Raw genomic sequence first — 18,047 nt, 5'->3', positions numbered from 1 at the left:
ACGCTCCTGGGGCCTGAGCCCGTCCTATACGCGAAAAGCCCCGCCGCGGGGCGAGGCTTCAGGCGTGGCAATCCAAAGAGGATGAAGGCGCTTACTGCGCCGCCACGGACTCGTTGGCCACTGCCTGGTTCGAAACGGCCTTCTTGGCGATCTCGCGCTTCAGCTCGCGGGCGCCCTGCGACAGCGTCTCTTCCGAGGACTTCGCCAGGAACGCGTCGAGGCCGCCGCGGTGCTCCACGGAGCGCAGCGCATGAGCCGAAACGCGCATGCGCACGGCGCGCTGCAGCGAGTCCGACTGAAGCGTCACATGGAACAGGTTCGGCAGGAACCGCCGCTTGGTCTTGCGGTTCGAATGGCTCACCAGGTGGCCCGACTGCACACCCTTGCCCGTCAACTCACACCGACGCGCCATGGTCGATCGTCCTTCGTGTTCTGAGCCGCGGGTCTCACGACGATGGTGTCGCCGAAAAGCAGAAGGCGGCCGAGGCCGCCGCCGGAACCCACGCAGCAATCAAATGGTGGCTGCTCTATAGTGGCGAGCCGCAGCAGCGTCAACCGCCAAACCGGCGGTGAAAACGCGCGCCATCGCTCTCATTCGCCTGATAGCCCGCGAATCAGCCATGATCAACGCGCCACGAATCCGACGCTTTCGCGCGCGAAACAACCCCATCGTGCGGATCTGGCGAGGCCAGACCGGGAAACCATGATCGCCATGACCGAAAATCCCCCTCAAGGCTCGAAGGCTCGCCTCGCCGCTGCGGCCTCGATCGCGGCGACCGTCCTGGTGGCCGCCATCCCGGCTCGCGCCGACAACGTCGCCATCCAGTACGGCCTCACGCTGGCCGGCCTTCCGATCGGCACCGCTTCCATGACCGGGTCGGTGACGCGCGAGAGCTACAAGCTCGACGTCCAGGCCAAGATGACCGGGCTCGCCGGCATGCTGACCAGCGGGCGCGGCGCCGGCGTGGCGACGGGCGTCAATGCGGGCGGCAAGCTCCTCCCCGCCACCTACGCGCTCTCCTCCGGCGGCGGCAGCCAGGTCTATACCGTCCAGATGGCGCTCAAGGCCGGCGACGTCGCGGCCGTGGAGATCAACCCGCCCCTGGACGTCAAGGTCGACCGTGTGCCGGTGCTGGACAGCCACAAGCGCGGCGTGGTGGATCCCGTCAGCGCGCTCCTGTTCCCGGTGGCGGGCCGAGGGCCGCTGCTCGAGCCGGCTTCCTGCGATCGCACCATCCCGGTCTTCGACGGCGCAGGCCGCTTCGACGTCACGCTCAGCTATACGGGCAAGAAGGACGTGGACGTCCCCGGCTACAAGGGGCCGGTGGTCGTCTGCTCGGCGCGCTACACGCCGATCTCGGGCCATCGCACCGGCCGCAAGGCGACGCAGTTCATGGCCGACAACCGCGACATGGAGGCCTGGCTCGCGCCGGTGGAATCCGCGCACGCGCTGGTGCCGGTCCGGATCGCGGTGCGCACCATGGTGGGCTCCACCGTGATCGAGGCGACCAAGTTCAGCATCACCCGCACGGCCGACGCCGGCGGCGCGCCGACCACCACGGCGGCCCGGGCCGCGTCGGCCGAACAGCAGCGCAACTGACGGCCCTTCGCCCACCTCGCGACGCGCCAAAACGAAGCGCTCCGGTTAACGCCGGGGCGCTTTTTTGATGTGCATTTGGACGGTCAGAGAACGCGCAAGCGCCTGTCCGGATAGGGTTGCCGGTGATTCGTGCCCGTCCCGTTCCCGGTTACGGCCAATCGTAAAGGCGGGCGCCCCGCGTGGCTCCCGGAGTGCTTCACACTCTGTCCATCTTTCGGATTTCGCCGGCCCCTGCCGGGCGTTTCACGACGGACAAGCATCGAGTCCCGTACCGGGACGTCAGGTTAACGCCATGGCGTCGAACAGGTCGCGCCTCGGCGCGGGCCGGCGTTCGCGGCCCGAGGCGGGCGCTGGCGTCGCAGCGATTCGTGCCCGCTCCGTTCGGCGCTGTTCCGCTTCATGAACAAGGAACGAGCCACGGTCGCGGCGGATTGAAGCTGATCATTAACTCTTGGAGTCAACCGGGGCTCGTTGTCGCTGATCCCGCGTCGGGACAAATGTTAACGACCGCCCTCCTCCGGACCCCGCTGGCGCTCCATCCGAAAGCGCGCCGCTTGAGGCCGCAGAACAGCGCGCAGTGATTCGTGCCCGCTCTGTTCGGGCCTGTTCCGCTTTGTTAACTGGCGGCCAAAAACCCGCAGGCGCCACCGGGCTGAAGCAGCGTCCCGCGGCGGGATCGCGGATTAACGCCTGATGGCGCCGCGAGCCATCGGGAGTGGCCCGCAAGGCCCATGCACCGCCTCACGCACCAGCGATTCGTGCCCGCTCCGTTCTGGCTTCCGGCCTTTCGTAAATGCGGCGAGCCTTCGCGCGCCTCGGGTTCTCACTTCGGGACGAAGCCCTAACGCCAATCCGGTCGAGTGATCCCGACGTCCAAATCCAGCGCGCCGCACGATTGAGGCTGTGCTTGGGTTCGCAGTGATTCGGGCCCCCTCTGTTCGCGCCCTGGCCCAATTGCTAACGCCCACAGGAAAGATCCTGGCCGCAACTGAAAGAATCCGTTCACAAACGGAGAGTCTTGCCAGGACCGCTCGACTCCGGCGCGAATCCAGCCTGTTTGCCTGTTCGCGGTTGCCGGGGGCGAACAACGCAATTCACCTCGGCCAGACCCGGCCGCCCGGTTCGCACAACTTTCTGCGAGTCGCGGAAGACTCGCGCCGAAACGCCGATTCGACCCCGATTCGTTCGGGGCCCGTTCGCTTTATTTTGTGCCAGCGTCGCCCGGCTCCGTGCTAAACGACTGCACGAAACAACTCCCGACCTTGGCCAATGGCCGCGCCCATGCTCGCCGGCGCACCGGCCTCTCCCCATATCCAGGTCCGATGCTGCCACGCTCCCTTCCGCCTTCCATTCGCGCGCGCGGCGTCACGGCCGTGCTCGGGCCGACCAACACCGGCAAGACGCATCTGGCGATCGAGCGCATGGTGGCGCACGGCGGCGGGCTCATTGGCCTGCCGCTGCGCCTGCTCGCCCGCGAGGTCTACCAGCGCCTCGTCGAGCGAACCTCGGTGGACGCGGTCGCGCTCGTCACCGGCGAGGAGAAGATCAAGCCGCCGGGGGCCCGGTTCTGGGTCGCCACCGTGGAGGCGATGCCGCGCGATCTCGAGGTGCCGTTCGTGGCCATCGACGAGATCCAGCTCGCGGCCGACCGCGACCGCGGCCACGTCTTCACCGATCGCCTGCTGAACATGCGCGGCCGGTCCGAGACCCTGCTGATCGGCGCCGCCACCATGAAGCCGCTGATCGAACGGCTGCTGCCCGGCGCCAACATCGTGTCGCGACCCCGCCTGTCGCAGCTCACCTTCGCGGGCGAGAAGAAGCTCACCCGCCTCCCGCGGCGCAGCGCCATCGTGGCCTTCTCGGCCGAGGAGGTCTACGCGATCGCGGAGCTGATCCGCCGCCAGCGCGGGGGAGCCGCGGTCGTGATGGGCGCCTTGTCGCCCCGCACCCGCAACGCCCAGGTCGAGATGTACCAGTCGGGCGATGTCGACTACCTGATCGCCACTGACGCGATCGGGATGGGACTGAACCTCGATGTCGATCACGTCGCCTTCGCGGCCGACCGCAAGTTCGACGGCGCCATGCACCGGCGGCTCAATCCGGCCGAGTTCGGCCAGATCGCGGGCCGCGCCGGCCGGCACCTGCGCGACGGCACCTTCGGCACCACGGGCCGGTGCGAGCCCTTCGACACGGAGCTCGCGCGTTCGTTGGAGGACCACGTCTTCGACGCCGTGAAGGTGCTGCAATGGCGCAATCCCGAGCTCGATTTCGGCACGGTCGCGCGGCTCGTCGCTTCGCTGGACCGCAATCCCGCCGAACAGGGCCTCACCCGGGCGATCCCGGCCGATGACGTGATCGCGCTCGAGACGGTCGCGCACGATCCCGAACTCAAGGCCTTCGCGTCGAGCCCTGCCGCGGTGTCGCGGCTGTGGGACGTCTGCCAGGTGCCGGACTATCGCCGCGTGGCGCCGGCCGCCCATGCCGACCTGGTGGGCACGATCTACCGCCAGCTCATGCGCGACGGCCGCCTTTCGGAAGACTGGTTCGCGGCCCGGGTGGCCGAAGTGGACAGGACGGATGGCGACCTCGACACCCTGTCGAACCGCATCGCCCAAGGTCGCACCTGGACCTTCGTGGCCAACCGGCCGGACTGGCTTCGCGATCCTGAGCATTGGCAGCGCGTCACCCGTCAGGTAGAGGACAGGCTGTCCGACGCATTGCACGAGCGTTTGGCGCAACGATTTGTGGACCGCCGCACGAGCGTGCTCATGCGGCGCCTGAGAGAGAATGCGATGCTCGAGGCGGAAATCACGGCGGCGGGCGACGTGCTCGTCGAAGGCCACGCGGTCGGCCGGCTGCACGGATTCCAGTTTGCGCCGGATCCGCAGGCCGGCGGCCCTGAGGCCAAGGCGTTGCGCAATGCGGCCCTGAAGGCGCTTGCCAACGAGATCGACACGCGCGCTGCGCGGCTGTCGGGCGCGGGCGACGACGCCTTCGTGCTCGCCAATGACGGCGCTGTGCGCTGGCAGGGCGAGGTGGTCGCCAAGCTGACGGCCGGCGAAAAGCTGCTTGAGCCGCGCCTGCGCCTTCTGGCGGACGAGCAGCTCACCGGCGGATCGCGCGAGCAGGTCCAGGCCCGCCTCGATCTCTGGATCAAGGCGCATGTCGAAAAGCTGCTCGGACCGCTGCTGAAGCTCGAGAACGCCGAGACGCTGACCGGCATCGCGCGCGGCCTCGCGTTCCAGATCGCCGAGGCGCTGGGCGTGCTGGAGCGCTCCAAGGTCGCGGACGAGATGAAGCATCTCGACCAGGAAGGCCGCGGCGCGCTGCGCAATTTCGGCGTGCGCTTCGGCGCCTACCATCTCACCGTCCCGGCCCTGCTGAAGCCCGCCCCGCGCGGGCTGGCGGCCCAGCTCTGGGCGCTGAAGCATGGCGGTCCCGAGCCCAAGGGGCTCGACGACATCCTGCATCTGGCGGCTTCGGGCCGCACCTCCATCCCGGTCGACAAGGAAGTGGCGCGCGGCCTTTACCGCGCCGCCGGCTTCCGCGTTTGCGGCGAGCGCGCCGTGCGCGTCGACATTCTGGAGCGCCTGGCGGACCTGATCCGCCCGGCGATCCACTATCGCCCCGGCGTGACGCCCGGCGAGCCGCCGGCCGGAGCCGCCGATGGCGAAGGCTTCGTGGTCACCACCGCGATGACGTCGCTCTGCGGCTGCGCGGGCGAGGATTTCGCCTCGATCCTGCGGTCGCTCGGCTACCTCGTCGACCGTCGCCCGGGCCCGGCCATCACGGTCGCGCTCGCCCCGATGGCGCCGACCACGCCGGCCGTGCAGGCCGTTGCTCCGGCGGCCGATGCGCCTGCGGAAGCCTCCGCCACCGAGGCAGCCGCCACGGACGCGGGCGTCGCGGACGCGAGCGTCGCGGAAGCAGCCTCGACCGAAACGGTTACGGACGCCCCCGAGGGCGAAACGGCTGCGCCGGCGGAGGCCGCGACGGCCGATGTCGGCTCCGAAGCCTCCGAGCCCACGCCGCTCGACGCCATCGCGGCAGACTTCGCCGCCGGCGGGGTCGCCCCCGAGGCCGCAGACACGGCCGCTGCTCTCGACGCTGGGGATGCGGCTCAGCCCGCCACCGCGGAGGCGGTCGCCCAGCCGGCTTCGGCCGACGACTCCGAGACAGCCCTCACGGCCCAGCCGATGGTCGATGCGGCCGGCTCCGACGCCCCGGTCGACGCTCCGGCCGAAACCGCCGAGCCGGCAGCTCCCGCCGAGCCGATCCTGATCGAGGTCTGGCGCCAGCATCGCCACCAGGGTGGGCAGCGCCCCGCCCGCGATCGCAACGCGCGTGGCCAGGAGCGCAATGGCCAGGAGCGCAACGGCCAAGCGCGCAACGGTCATGCCCGCAACGGCGCAGCTCCGGGCGAAGCCCCGCAGGGCGAGCGCGGCCCCCGCCCCGATCGTGGTCCCCGGCCCGAGCGCGGACCACGCCCCCCGCGCCCCGAGGGCGGCGGCGAGAACCGACAGGACGCTCGGCCGGCCAGCCGGCCGGATCACCGCGGCGACAACCGTCCGCAGGGCGATCGTCCCGATCATCGCGGCCCGCGGCGTGACGACCGCTTCGGCAAGGGCGGCCCCAACCGCGGCGGCCCAGGCAAGTTCGGCGGCAAGCCGGGCGGCGGTGGAAAGCCCGCCGGCGGTTGGACCGATCGTCCGCCGCGCGAGAAGGCGCCCGATCCCAACTCGCCCTTCGCCAAGCTGCTCGCCCTGAAGGCCGAGCTCGAGTCCAAGCAAAAGGGCTGACGACCGCATGGCGCGCCGCCACGGGTCCGGGTCCTCGCAGGACCGTGAGCCGGAAGGCGGCGCAGCCGATCGCCAGCGCCTCGACAAGTGGCTGGTCTATGCGCGCTTCGCCAAGACCCGCACGGTCTCGTCGGAGCTGATCGAGAATGGCCGCGTCCGCGTGAACGGCGCGCGCGTCACCAACCCGGCGCGCGGGCTAGCGGTCGGCGACGTCCTGACGCTGGCCCTGCCGCACGCCGTGAGGGTTGTCCGCGTCACCGGCGTGGCCGAACGACGCGGCTCCTTTCCGGACGCGCAGACCCTCTATGAGGACGTGAGCGGCTGAGGCGCGACGGCGTGCGTATTGCCAGCGCTTTGCGTCTCGGCTAGGCATCCGACCGTGAGGGACCAACCCGACGCCTCTTCGCGATCGTGAAGGGCGGCGGATATTCGAAAGGACGTGGGCGCGCGGATCGCAGATCGCGCCTCGTCCTTGCGCCGGCGCTGCCGGCCCGGGAGTTCGCAATGACGTATGTCGTCGTCGAAAACTGCATCAAGTGCAAGTACATGGACTGCGTGGAAGTGTGTCCGGTGGACTGCTTCTACGAGGGCGAGAACATGCTCGTCATCCACCCCGACGAGTGCATCGACTGCGGCGTCTGCGAGCCGGAATGTCCCGCCGAGGCGATCAAGCCCGACACCGAGTCCGGCCTCGAGCCCTGGCTGAAGCTGAACGCCGAATACGCCAAGGGCTGGCCCAACATCACGGTGAAGCGCGACGCGCCTGGCGACGCAAAGGAGCATGACGGTGAACCCGGCAAGCTCGACAAATATTTCTCGCCGAACCCCGGCCAGGGCGACTGATTCCGCCGAGGGGTCGCCCCGCCGCAAGGGAGAGTCGCTGCCGCAACAGAGCGACAGCGGCTCGAAACCTTTGATTCACACACCCATTTGTGATAGGGTGTGTTTAGTCGATCACATCTGGCGCGCTCGCCCCTTACTCTGACCCAATCTTTGAGTGAAATGCCCCGCTAGTGGCTGAGCGGGACTGGCAAGCGTTTTCGATTTTTTCGGCTGAATCATGAGACGGCGTGAATATCCAATTCGCGCCGCGGGGTTATTCGTCGGCTTCGGCCGGCCTTCGCACGTGGCGGCTTGGCCCACTGGGCCCGGCCTCAGGGAGATGTCCTGAATATGACGACCGCTAAGAAGAGCGCCAATCGCCAAGGTTACAAGACGGGTGAATTCGTCGTCTATCCGGCGCACGGCGTCGGCCAGATCATGGCGATCGAGGAGCAGGAAGTCGCCGGCTTCAAGCTGGAGCTGTTCGTCATCTCCTTCGAGAAGGACAAGATGACCCTGCGGGTGCCGACCGCCAAGGCCACCTCGGTGGGCATGCGCAAGCTGGCCGAGAACACGCTGGTCACCAAGGCGCTTGAGACCATCACGGGCCGCGCCCGCATCAAGCGCACCATGTGGTCCCGCCGCGCGCAGGAGTACGAGGCGAAGATCAACTCGGGCGACCTGATCGCGATCGCCGAAGTGGTGCGCGACCTCCATCGTTCTGACGCCCAGCCTGAGCAGTCCTATTCCGAGCGCCAGCTCTACGAGGCCGCCCTCGACCGGATGGCCCGCGAAGTCGCGGCCGTGAACCGGCTGCACGAGACCGAGGCCCTGAAGCTGATCGAGTCGCAGTTGGCCAAGTCGCCGAAGCGCCTCAAGACCGCCGACGCGGATGCGGACGCCGAAGTCGAGCCGGAGGCCGCGAACGAGGCCGAGGACGACCAGGAAGAAGCCGCCTGATCGGCTCCTTCTCCGAGAATTCAAAGAGCCCGGCTTCGCGCCGGGCTCTTTCGTTCGGAAGACTGCGCCGCGCCGCCACGGGCGCAGGTCAAGAGGCGAGCTTTTCCTTGAAGAACGCCACCGTCCGGTCAAAGGCCAGCGTGGCGGCTTCCTGGTTGTAGCGCTCGGCGCTCGTGTCATTGTGGAAGGCGTGGTTGACGTCCTTGTAGATGAAGATCGTGTGTTGGACGCCCGCCTCCTTCAGGGCGGCGTCATAGCCCGGGATGCCGGCGTTCACACGGGTATCCAGTCCCGCATAATGCAGCATCATCGGCGCCTTGATGCGCGCCACGGCTTCGCTCGGCGGCGCGACGCCATAGAACGCGACCCCGGCGCCGAGGCGCGGCTCGCGCGTCGCCAGGATGTTGACCATGCCGCCGCCCCAGCAGAAGCCGACCGCCCCGACCTTTCCGCCGCCATTCGGATGGTCCTTGAGAAACGTCATCATTGCGCCGGCCTGGCTCACGACGCTCTCGCCCGTGAGTTTCGCGAACAGGTCGCGCGCTGCGTCGGCGTCCGGCGGCGTGCCCCCGAGCGGCAGCAGAAAGTCGCCCGCAAGGGTCAGGAACCCCGCGGCAGCGAGGCGACGCGCAACGTCCTCGATATGAGCATTGAGGCCCCGGTTCTCATGCAGCACGATCACGGCCGGGCGCCTGGCGTCGTCCTTCGGGCGGGCCAGGTAGCCGGCGATATCCACCCCCGCGACGTTGGTTCGCACCCGCTCGGCGACGATGCGCGGATCCGTCTCGGGAACCAGAGCCGCATGGGCGTAGTTCGGCTCCAACGCGACGAGGGCGGCGCTCGCCGCCGCCGACGAGCCCGCCAGGGCCGACAGGCGTTCGAGGAACGTTCTGCGGGCCAGGGGCTTGTGGGTGTACTCGTCGTAGAGTTCGATGATGCGTCGATCGAGCGCCATGCGGCGATGCTCCCTTTTGGCGTTGAACCGTACAGCCCCCTGCCGCTTCAGGGTGGCGGCGATCGTGGGGGATCACAAGGCCGGAACGGCCCTCGGGCGGGCCGCCGGTGATCCGGACCGATCACGAACGCGTAGAGACAATCAGGATCCGATACGGAGGCCGGCATGGGTGAGATCTCGGGTGTGCGACGCACCTTCGTGAAGGCGGCCATGGACGCCCCGTTCCTCTCGCGAGAAGAGGAACATGGCCTTGCGGTGCGTTGGAAGGATTGCAAGGACCAGGTGGCGCTTCACAAACTCGCCTCGGCGCATATGCGGCTGGTGATCGCGATTGCGGCCCGCTTCCGCCACTACGGCCTGCCGATGGCCGACCTGATCCAGGAAGGCCATGTCGGCCTGTTGGAGGCCGGCGCCCGTTTCGAGCCCGAGCGTGAGGTTCGCTTCTCCACTTACGCGACGTGGTGGATCAGGGCTTCGATCCAGGACTACATCCTGCGCAACTGGTCCATCGTCCGTGGCGGCACCAGCTCGGCCCAGAAGGCCCTGTTCTTCAATCTCCGGCGCATTCGCGCCCGACTGTCCCAGTCCGCAGCCGGCGACAGCACGATCGACGTCCACCAGGAGATCGCGACCGCGGTCGGCGTGTCGCGCAACGACGTCGCGCTGATGGAAGCGCGGCTGTCTGGTTCCGACATGTCGCTCAATGCGCCGCTGACCGACAACGATTCCGGCGCGGCCGAGCGCGTCGACTTCCTGGTCGACAACGCACCCTTGCCGGATGAGGCCGTCGGCGAGGCGATCGACTCCGAGCGCCGCGTAAAGTGGCTGCGGTCCGCCCTCACGGTGTTGTCAGAGCGCGAGCTCAACATCCTGCGGGAGCGTCGCCTCTCGGAGCAGACCGCCACGCTGGAGTCGCTGGGCGATCGGCTCGGCATCTCCAAGGAGCGTGTCCGCCAGATCGAAAGCCGCGCGCTGGAGAAGCTCCGCCGCGCCCTGCTGGAAAGCCACCCGGAACCGAGCGCGGTCCTGATCTGAACGGCGCGCGACGTAACCCTACTCGACGATGATCTTGTAGACTGTGCCGGGGCGAACCGGGCCGTTGCGCTCGATGCCGTTCAGCAGTTGGAAGCGCTCCACCGGCCGGTCTGTCGCCATCCGGGTCGCGAGCGTCTCCACCGTGTCGCCGGCCTGGGCGGTGACAAGCCCGACCTTGAGAGGCTTCACGCCGGACGCCTCCTCGGGGCTCATCAAATGCAGGCTTTCGATCGCCTGCCGGAAGGACCTGTCGGTCTCGGGCGTGTAGTTCTTGGCCGCCAGAATGAACCGGTAGGTCGCCTGCCCGGCCTGCACGGCCGCGAGCCGGAAGGTCCACTCCTCGCCCTTTGCCACCGTGGTGACGGCCGGCAGTCCGTTCACCGTGAGAGTCTCGACCGGCCCGACCTCGACGCCCTCGATCCAGCCCGACACGATGTAGGCCGGCAACGCGACGCCGTCCGGCATCTTGACGCTGTCGAAGCGCAGCGCCTGCGCGCCGCCTGGCGCGAGCCCCAGCACCGCCGACGCGGAGTTCTCCAAGACGAAGCTCGCCGGCGCGGTGAACGCGAAGCCGAGTTGCGGATGCATGAACCGGTTGCCCCGCACCACGCCCTCGGACGGGTCGTCGCCGAACGTCATGCCGGAGATCGCCTGCAGGTAGCGCTCGCGATCCGTTTCACCGATCCCGGGCGCACGGATCTGACGGGCGGCCGTCAGGGCCTGCGAGACGCGCTCCGGCGTGGACGGATGCGTGGACAGGAAGTTCGGCCCCTGCGAACCCTTTTCGCCCAGCATGGTGGCCCGCATGGCGGATTGGCGTCCCAGCGAAGCGAGGAAGCGCGCCGCCCCGAACGGATCGAACCCCGCCTTGGCGATCGTCCTGACGCCGATCTGGTCCGCCTCGAGTTCCTGCGACCGCGAGAAGCTCGCGAGCGTGAGCTTGCCGCGCGCCTGCACGACCTGCTGGGCGTCACGGTCGTTCAGGACCTCCGAAACAACCCGGCTGACGATCTCCGACCGGCGCTCCAACTCGGCCCGCTGCATGGCATGGCTCAGCGTTACATGCGCGACTTCGTGCGCCATCACGGCCGCGACCTCGGACGTGTCGTTCGCCAAAGCCAGCAGGCCGCGCGTCACGTAAAGGTTGCCGCTCGGCAGCGCGAAGGCGTTCACGACCGGGGAGTTCAGGATGGTGACCTGGTATTGCTGATCCGGCCGATCGGTCGCGGCCGCGACGCGCTTCATCACGTCGTTGAGCAGGCGCTCGGCCACCGGTGCGCGATATTCGCCGCCGAAATTGGCCACCAGCCGCTTGTGCTCGCGATTTCCGACCGGCTCCACGCCGGTGACCCGCGGCGCGGATGCGGGGAGGCTGGGCGCGGTGCCGGCCCCGAACCCGATCCGGTCTGACGCACAGCCCGCCAGCCCCAGCGCAAGCGCCAGCACGGCGGCGAAGGGGACCACGCGAACGCGGGCGCGAACAGCGACGCCTGTCAGGTTCATGCTCGGATGGGCGTGTCCGCCCCTACAGACTGGCAATCTCGACACACCCGCGATCAGCCGCAACCACGACGCCGTCGACGCCGAATCCGCATTTCCGGAGCTGAGCCCCCGTTCTCTCGCCGGCCGACATGAGCCTCATTCGATTCGCTCGATGTCCTCAGGAGCGTTGATCTCGATGACGGGACCGCCGCTTTCGGCCACGACCCCACGCACCCGCACGCGAAGCCCTTTCAGAGATGACCACCTCATGCCCGATGCTTCAATCCTGTTCAAGGAGCGTTTCGAAATCGTGACGGTGAAGTCCTCGCTCCAGTTCTCGCCGAAATTGAGGTAGGCGCGGGTTTTGCGCTCGCTGGTGCTCACCACTCGCCCTTCCACCACCGCGAAGCGTCCGACCTGCTGGAGGATGGCGGCCGGGTCGCCGGCGTCAAAGCGGGCTTGGGCCTGCGCCCAGGCGCCCCTTGCGCCGCGCCTTGCCTGCGCCTCCGCGTTGGCGAGCGCAGCCCCGCAACGCGCCGGCAACTCGGCCGGATTGGCGGAGGCGAGCCCCTCGCGCACCAGCGCCAGCGCGAGGTCGTCGCCCTGTTCCACTTTTGCGATCACCCCGGAAAGCCGGCCCCAGCGGTCGGGCCGACCGGCCACCGGATGGATCACGAAGGGCCCGGTCTCGATGAAGCGCCGCACCGCGTCCATCCGTCGCCGCTCCACGTCGGCGTCGCCGCCCGCCGCCGAGGCCGCGCCCGCAGCGATCCAGGTCCGCCCATCGGGCGACGCCAGATCTCCGTCATGATTGATCTTCAGGTCGGCGACCGCCACAGCGGTTCCCAGCCGGCAAGCCGCGACCTGGGCCTCGGACGCCGTACCGCCGCAAAGCAGCGTGGCGAGCATCGCGAAACCTCGCGAACAAGCAATGGATGGCCGCATGCGCATTCTGTGCATGGAGATCGCCTTCTGGCATTCGACAGTGCGGCTCACGCAAGTGCACGTCAACCGGGCGCGCCAGCAACCCTCCTCGAAGTATTTCCAGTAAAACCCTGTATTTCGCACAATCCACAAGAACGTTGTGCGACCTCGCGAATTGAGACTGCAAGCGAGGAGCATTCAGGATGGTTGATGAAGCAGAGGACGAATGGACCGGCGTTTCTCGCCCCGGTCTTCAGCATGTCGTCCCTGATCGCCGCGACTCCGCCTTGGAGCGGGTCGCACGGGGACTGAAGGGAGAACTTGGCAGAACCTTGCTCGAGCCGCTGCCGCCGGGTTGGCACGCCTTGCTCCGGCAGCTCGGCGAGGCCGAACAAGGCTCCCAGAACTGGGGCGCGACAGGCCCACACGCCTGATCCGGACAGAGCCGCAAGGCTTGGAACCGAACCCACGACGCCGGGTTGAGGGCGCAGTGAATTCATAATTTGGAGGACCGAATGGCCACGACCGCAAAGCAAAAAACCTTGAATGATCTTTTTCTGGAGACGCTCAAGGACATTTATTACGCAGAGAAGCAGATTCTCCGGAATCTGCCCAAGATGATGAAGGCCGCAAAGACTCCCGAATTGAAGCAGGCTTTCGAGCGTCACCGCGACGAGACGGAAGGCCAGGTCGAGCGCCTCGAGCAGATCTTCGAACAACTCGGCAAGCCCGCGCGCGGCAAGACCTGCCAGGCGATCATCGGCATCGTCGAGGAGAGCCAGGAAGTGATCGAGGAGTTCAAGGAGTCCGAGGCGCTGGACGCCGGGCTGCTCGCCGCCGCCCAGGCGGTCGAGCATTACGAGATCTCGCGCTACGGCACCCTGAAGACCTGGGCCGGCCAGCTCGGCATGAAGGACGCCGTGAAGCTGCTCGACCAGACGCTGCAGGAAGAAAAGAAGACCGACGAGCTGTTGAGCAAGCTCGCCGAGCAGCAGGTGAACCAGAAGGCCGCCTGACGCTCCAGCGTCTGTCTTCGGATCAACGAAGCCCCGGGTTCACCCCCGGGGCTTTTGCTTGCGCCGGTCCCCGGACGCCGCGCTGCCCTGCGCGACGCGGGGTTGCGGCTGCGCCCGGACGGCACACATTGGGGAGACCACCGCGCCGGAGCGCCCCATGCTGCCCTTGTCGATCCTCGATCTTTCGTTCGTGACGTCCGGCGCGTCCTGCGGGCAGGCGCTGCGCAACACCATCGACCTCGCCCGCATGGCCGACCAGGCCGGTTTCACGCGGTTCTGGGTGGCGGAGCATCACAACCTTCCTTCGGTCGCCAGCCCGGCGCCCGAGATCATGATCGGCCAGATCGGGGCCGTGACCGAGCGGATCCGCATCGGCTCGGGCGGCGTGATGCTGCCCAACCACGCGCCCCTGATGGTGGCCGAGCGCTTCAAGATGCTGGAGGCCCTGTTTCCCGGGCGGATCGACCTCGGCATCGGCCGCGCCCCCGGCACCGACCCGGTCGCCTCCTACGCGCTTCGGCGCCTGCAGGGCGACGTGCAGGCCGACGACTTTCCCCAGCGGCTCGAAGAACTGATCGCCTTCGGGGGAGCGGGTTTTCCGGCCAATCATCCGTTCAGCCGCATCACCGTAATGCCGTCCGACGTGCCGCTGCCTCCCATCCTGATGCTGGGATCCAGCGATTTTGGCGGCAAGCTGGCCGCCCAGCTTGGCGTCGGCTTCGCGTTTGCGCATCATTTCGCCAGCCATGACGCCGCCGATGCGCTCCTGACCTATCGGGCGCGCTTCGAGCCGGGCGCGCTCGCCAGGCCGCACGCCATCCTGGCGACCGCCGCCATCTGCGCCGAGACGGACGCCGAGGCCCAGCGCCTGGCGTCGGGCGCGGATCTCAGCGCGCTGCGCCGGGCGCGCGGCCATTACGGCCCGCTTCCAAGCCCCGAGGAGGCGGCCGCCGAAACCTACGACGCTCAGGACCTCGCCTTTATTCGCCGCAACCGCTCGCGCCTGTTCGTCGGAACGCCGGACGCTCTGCGGGACCGCCTCATGGATCTCGCCACGAGCGTGCAGGCCGACGAGGTGATGCTGACTTCGGCGATCCACGATCCTGCGGCGCGCAAGCGTTCGTTCCAGCTTTTGGCCGATGCTTTTGGCCTGAAGGCCGCATCCGCCTCGGCTGTTCTTTAACCTTCACGAAAGACCTGCGTCGGCATTGCGGCCGTAAACAGCGAAAACGGGGCTTTGCGTCCACAACTTGGCGGGATGCTGGAAACGGTCCTGCAACATTGCATGGGTATGCTTCCGAGATCGCGCTTCTGATCCCGGTCCGCGGAGCGCAAGAACAAGCGACCGACCCAAACCCGCGAGCCCGCCGTGAGCCCCCCGCCCATCGTCTCCGACGCCGTCGACCCCCGCAGCCTGGGCGTCGCCGCCTTTCCGGCCGCGCCCGCGCGCGCCCCGGCCGCCTCCGGCGACAACGTCGCGCTCGGCATCGCGTATATCGTCGGCTCCACGGTGTTCTTCTCGGCGGGCGACATCGCCGCCAAGATGCTGACGGCCACGATCCCGGCGGTCGAGATCGCGTGGATGCGCTACGTCGTGCTCTGCGCGCTCGTGCTCCCGGCCGTGTTCTGGATGGGCGGCGCCAAGCGGCTCGCCACCACCCGCATGCAGTTCCACATCCTGCGCGGGCTCGGCATGGTGATCTCGTCGCTGGTCTTCATGGTGGCGCTCGCCCATATGCCGGTCGCGGAAGCGACCGCCATCAACTTCGTCTCGCCCATCTTCATTACCGCGCTCTCCATCCCGCTCCTGGGCGAAAAGGTCGGCATGCGCCGCTGGATCGCGGCGGCGGTCGGCCTGACAGGCGTGATCATCGTCGTCCAGCCGGGCGGCGCCTCGTTCCAGCTCGCGGCGCTGCTGCCGGCGGCGTCCGCGGCGATCTGGGCCTTCACGGCCATCCTCACGCGCCTGATGAGCGACGAGCGGCCCGAGGCCACGCTGGCGTGGTCCGGCATTGTCGGCCTGGTCACCCTCTCGATGGCGCTTCCTTTCGCCTGGGTCACGCCCACCGGGGCCGAGATCGGCTACGCGCTTCTGATGGGCGTCGGCTCGACGGTTGGCCATTGGCTGCTGGTTCTGGGCTATCGCCGCGCCGGCGCGTCGCTGCTCGCGCCCTTCACCTATGTGCAGCTCCTGTGGGCCAGCGCGTTCGGCTTTCTGGTGTTCGGAGCGCTCCCGGGCGCCTCGACGCTGCTGGGCGGCTCCGTGATCGCGGCCAGCGGCCTCTACACGGCCCACCGCGAGCGCGTGCGCGCCAAGATGGCGAGAGCCTGAGCGGCGCTTGCGCGCTGTCATGAGAATGAAGCGCTGATGAGCTTTCGTGCGGGCAGGCCCGCCGGATGCTGCGCCCATGCTCGATCTCTCCCTCGTGTTCACGTCCGCGTTTGAGCGCCCGCCCGCCCGCCCCGCGCGCCGTCAGTCGCGACGTCCGTCGGGCGGCCCCTTCCGGGTCCTGATCGCGACCGACGCGTGGCGGCCGCAGGTCAACGGCGTGGTGCGCACCCTCGAGGGTCTCGTCGCCGAGGCCCCGAAGCTCGGCGCCGAGATCACGATCCTGGGCCCGGACCGCTTTGCGTCGGCGCCCATGCCGGGCTACCCCGACATCCGGCTGGCCGCCCCCTCCCCGCGGGCGATCGCGGCCGCCATCGAGAGCGCGCGGCCGGACGCCATCCACATCGCCACCGAAGGTCCGGTGGGCTTCATGACGCGGCGGCATTGCATCCGGCGCGGGCTGCCGTTCACGACCTGCTACCACACGCGCTTTCCCGAATACCTCGCCGCCCGCGCGCCGGTGCCGCTGGCCTGGTCCTATGCGGCGATGCGGCGCTTCCACGCGCCCGCGGTCGCCACCATGGCGGCCACGCCGGCGCTCGCGCGCGAGCTGGGGAGCCACGGTTTCGGGCGGCTTGTCCTGTGGACGCGCGGCGTCGACGTCCCGACATTTTCGGCAGGCCGGCCCGGAATGCTGCCGTTCCCCGGCCCGATCTTCCTGTGCGTCGCCCGCCTCGCCGTCGAGAAGAACATCGACGCGTTTCTGGCGCTCTACCTTCCAGGCTCCAAGGTGGTGGTCGGCGACGGCCCGGCCCGCGCCGACCTGGAGGCGCGCTATCCGGACGCTCGCTTCCTCGGCATGCTGAGCGGGCGCGAGCTGGCCGACACCTATGCGTCCGCCGACGTGTTCGTGTTCCCGAGCCGGACCGACACGTTCGGGCTCGTGATGCTGGAGGCGCTCGCCGCCGGAACGCCCGTCGCGGCTTTCCCGGTGACGGGCCCCCGGGACGTGCTCGGCTCCTCCGGATGCGGCGCTCTCGACGAGGACCTCCGCCGCGCCGCCCTGGCGGCCCTCTCCATCCCGCGCGATCGTTGCCGCGCCTACGCGCAGCGGGCCACGATGGCGGAAAGCTGCCGGAGCTTTCTGGACAATGTAAGCCTGGCGGCGCTCTGAGCGTCGCGGTCAGGCCGCCGGCGCGAGCGCGAGCTGCCGGGCGGGGGCGGACGCTTCGGCGTCAGCCCTGCTGTCGCGCTTTGTCCAGCGCACCAGTTCGAGCCGCCCGTCCATGTGCTCCAGAACCGCCGAGCAGGATTCCACCCAGTCGCCGGTGTTCACATACAGCACGTCGCCGATGGTCTCGACGGTCGGCTGGTGGATGTGGCCGCATAGCACGGCGTCGACGCCATGCCGCCGCGCATCTTCGACCACCGCGTCCTGGAATGCGCCGATGAAGTTCACGGCCGTTTTCACCTTGCCCTTGCTCCAGGCCGAGAACGACCAGTAGGGCAGGCCCATGCGCCGTCGCACGCGGCTGATATAGACGTTCAGGAACAGCGCGAGGTCGTAGGCCCAGTCGCCCAACAGGGCGAGCCACTTCACGTTGCGCACCACGATGTCGAACTTGTCGCCATGCAGGATCAGCATGCGCCGGCCATCCGCCGTCACATGCACGTGCTCCTCGACGATGTCGATGCCGCCGAAATTGGAGCCGACGTAGTCACGCAGGAACTCATCGTGGTTGCCCGGCAGGTAGACGAGCCGCGCGCCTTTGCGGACGGCCCTGAGCAGCTTCTGCACCACGTCATTGTGCGCCTGCGGCCAGTTCCAGCTCACCTTCAGCCGCCAGCCGTCGACGATGTCGCCGACGAGGAAGATCGTCTCGGCCTCATGGTGCTTCAGGAAATCGAGCAGCATGTCGGCCTGGCAGCCGCGCGTGCCGAGATGGATATCCGACAAAAACAGGGACCGGACCTTCGTGGCGCCGCTCATGTCAGCATCCTCCGCCTAGTTGCTCTCACGACAACAAGCGGATTCATGTCTCAGTTTGGTGACGGCGGCGCGGATCGCCAGCTCATCCGAGCGGCAGGCGGCTCGGTCCGGGACGCGGCGTTCGGCGCAAGCCTG

The 18,047-nt window shown here is 68.4% G+C and carries 15 protein-coding genes; 10 read left to right on the top strand and 5 right to left on the bottom strand.

What is annotated here, in order from left to right; translation table 11 throughout:
* Nucleotides 1-91: 91 nt before the first annotated feature.
* Nucleotides 92-412 carry a 50S ribosomal protein L28 gene (gene rpmB / locus AC1DSZ_RS21345; RefSeq protein WP_476840348.1) on the bottom strand — a complete coding sequence of 107 codons (321 nt, stop codon included), beginning with the start codon at nt 410-412 and terminating at the stop codon, nt 92-94.
* 300 nt (nt 413-712) lie between these two features.
* Between rpmB and AC1DSZ_RS21340 the strand changes: the two genes are divergently transcribed.
* From AC1DSZ_RS21340 to AC1DSZ_RS21320, 5 genes are all read left to right on the top strand, one after another.
* Nucleotides 713-1,600 (top strand): DUF3108 domain-containing protein, encoded by an 888-nt coding sequence (locus AC1DSZ_RS21340; RefSeq protein ID WP_476840347.1) that lies wholly within the window; start codon nt 713-715, stop codon nt 1,598-1,600.
* A gap of 1,322 nt (nt 1,601-2,922) precedes the next feature.
* The gene (locus AC1DSZ_RS21335) at nt 2,923-6,399 is read left to right on the top strand and encodes a helicase-related protein (protein ID WP_476840346.1); all 3,477 of its coding nucleotides are present in this window, start codon (nt 2,923-2,925) and stop codon (nt 6,397-6,399) included.
* Between the two features lie 7 nt (nt 6,400-6,406).
* Complete coding sequence (locus AC1DSZ_RS21330) at nt 6,407-6,724, top strand: RNA-binding S4 domain-containing protein (protein ID WP_476840345.1); 318 nt, start codon at nt 6,407-6,409, stop codon at nt 6,722-6,724.
* Between the two features lie 179 nt (nt 6,725-6,903).
* Entirely contained in the window at nt 6,904-7,242 is a 339-nt protein-coding gene (fdxA, locus tag AC1DSZ_RS21325; RefSeq protein ID WP_188519842.1) for a ferredoxin FdxA, read from the top strand.
* A 330-nt stretch (nt 7,243-7,572) separates the two neighbouring features.
* The gene (locus AC1DSZ_RS21320) at nt 7,573-8,181 is read left to right on the top strand and encodes a CarD family transcriptional regulator (RefSeq protein WP_476840344.1); all 609 of its coding nucleotides are present in this window, start codon (nt 7,573-7,575) and stop codon (nt 8,179-8,181) included.
* 88 nt (nt 8,182-8,269) lie between these two features.
* Here the strand turns inward: AC1DSZ_RS21320 and AC1DSZ_RS21315 are convergent, their stop codons facing one another.
* On the bottom strand, nt 8,270-9,136 hold the full coding sequence (locus AC1DSZ_RS21315) for a dienelactone hydrolase family protein (RefSeq protein WP_476840343.1): 867 nt from the start codon (nt 9,134-9,136) through the stop codon (nt 8,270-8,272).
* Nucleotides 9,137-9,301: 165 nt separating this feature from the next.
* Between AC1DSZ_RS21315 and AC1DSZ_RS21310 the strand changes: the two genes are divergently transcribed.
* The gene (locus tag AC1DSZ_RS21310) at nt 9,302-10,171 is read left to right on the top strand and encodes an RNA polymerase factor sigma-32 (RefSeq protein ID WP_188519845.1); all 870 of its coding nucleotides are present in this window, start codon (nt 9,302-9,304) and stop codon (nt 10,169-10,171) included.
* 18 nt (nt 10,172-10,189) lie between these two features.
* On the opposite strand, the gene AC1DSZ_RS21305 is transcribed toward AC1DSZ_RS21310, so the two are convergent.
* Both AC1DSZ_RS21305 and AC1DSZ_RS21300 read right to left on the bottom strand, forming a co-directional pair.
* The gene (locus tag AC1DSZ_RS21305; RefSeq protein ID WP_476840342.1) at nt 10,190-11,674 is read right to left on the bottom strand and encodes a M48 family metalloprotease; all 1,485 of its coding nucleotides are present in this window, start codon (nt 11,672-11,674) and stop codon (nt 10,190-10,192) included.
* A 135-nt stretch (nt 11,675-11,809) separates the two neighbouring features.
* Nucleotides 11,810-12,490 (bottom strand): hypothetical protein, encoded by a 681-nt coding sequence (locus tag AC1DSZ_RS21300; RefSeq protein WP_476840341.1) that lies wholly within the window; start codon nt 12,488-12,490, stop codon nt 11,810-11,812.
* A gap of 602 nt (nt 12,491-13,092) precedes the next feature.
* Between AC1DSZ_RS21300 and AC1DSZ_RS21295 the strand changes: the two genes are divergently transcribed.
* The 4 genes from AC1DSZ_RS21295 to AC1DSZ_RS21280 all read left to right on the top strand — a co-directional run bounded on the left by AC1DSZ_RS21295 (nt 13,093) and on the right by AC1DSZ_RS21280 (nt 17,096).
* On the top strand, nt 13,093-13,593 hold the full coding sequence (locus AC1DSZ_RS21295; protein WP_188519848.1) for a YciE/YciF ferroxidase family protein: 501 nt from the start codon (nt 13,093-13,095) through the stop codon (nt 13,591-13,593).
* Between the two features lie 157 nt (nt 13,594-13,750).
* A complete protein-coding gene (locus tag AC1DSZ_RS21290; protein WP_476840340.1) occupies nt 13,751-14,776 on the top strand; it encodes an LLM class flavin-dependent oxidoreductase in 1,026 nt (341 codons plus the stop codon).
* Between the two features lie 186 nt (nt 14,777-14,962).
* The gene (locus AC1DSZ_RS21285; RefSeq protein ID WP_476840339.1) at nt 14,963-15,925 is read left to right on the top strand and encodes a DMT family transporter; all 963 of its coding nucleotides are present in this window, start codon (nt 14,963-14,965) and stop codon (nt 15,923-15,925) included.
* Between the two features lie 76 nt (nt 15,926-16,001).
* Nucleotides 16,002-17,096 carry a glycosyltransferase family 4 protein gene (locus tag AC1DSZ_RS21280; protein ID WP_476840338.1) on the top strand — a complete coding sequence of 365 codons (1,095 nt, stop codon included), beginning with the start codon at nt 16,002-16,004 and terminating at the stop codon, nt 17,094-17,096.
* Nucleotides 17,097-17,105: 9 nt separating this feature from the next.
* Here the strand turns inward: AC1DSZ_RS21280 and AC1DSZ_RS21275 are convergent, their stop codons facing one another.
* Nucleotides 17,106-17,912 carry a UDP-2,3-diacylglucosamine diphosphatase gene (locus tag AC1DSZ_RS21275; protein WP_476840337.1) on the bottom strand — a complete coding sequence of 269 codons (807 nt, stop codon included), beginning with the start codon at nt 17,910-17,912 and terminating at the stop codon, nt 17,106-17,108.
* Nucleotides 17,913-18,047 lie beyond the last annotated feature (135 nt).

Source organism: Alsobacter sp. P4_H11, assembly GCF_056400925.1.
This window is presented reverse-complemented; position numbering and strand designations above follow the sequence as displayed.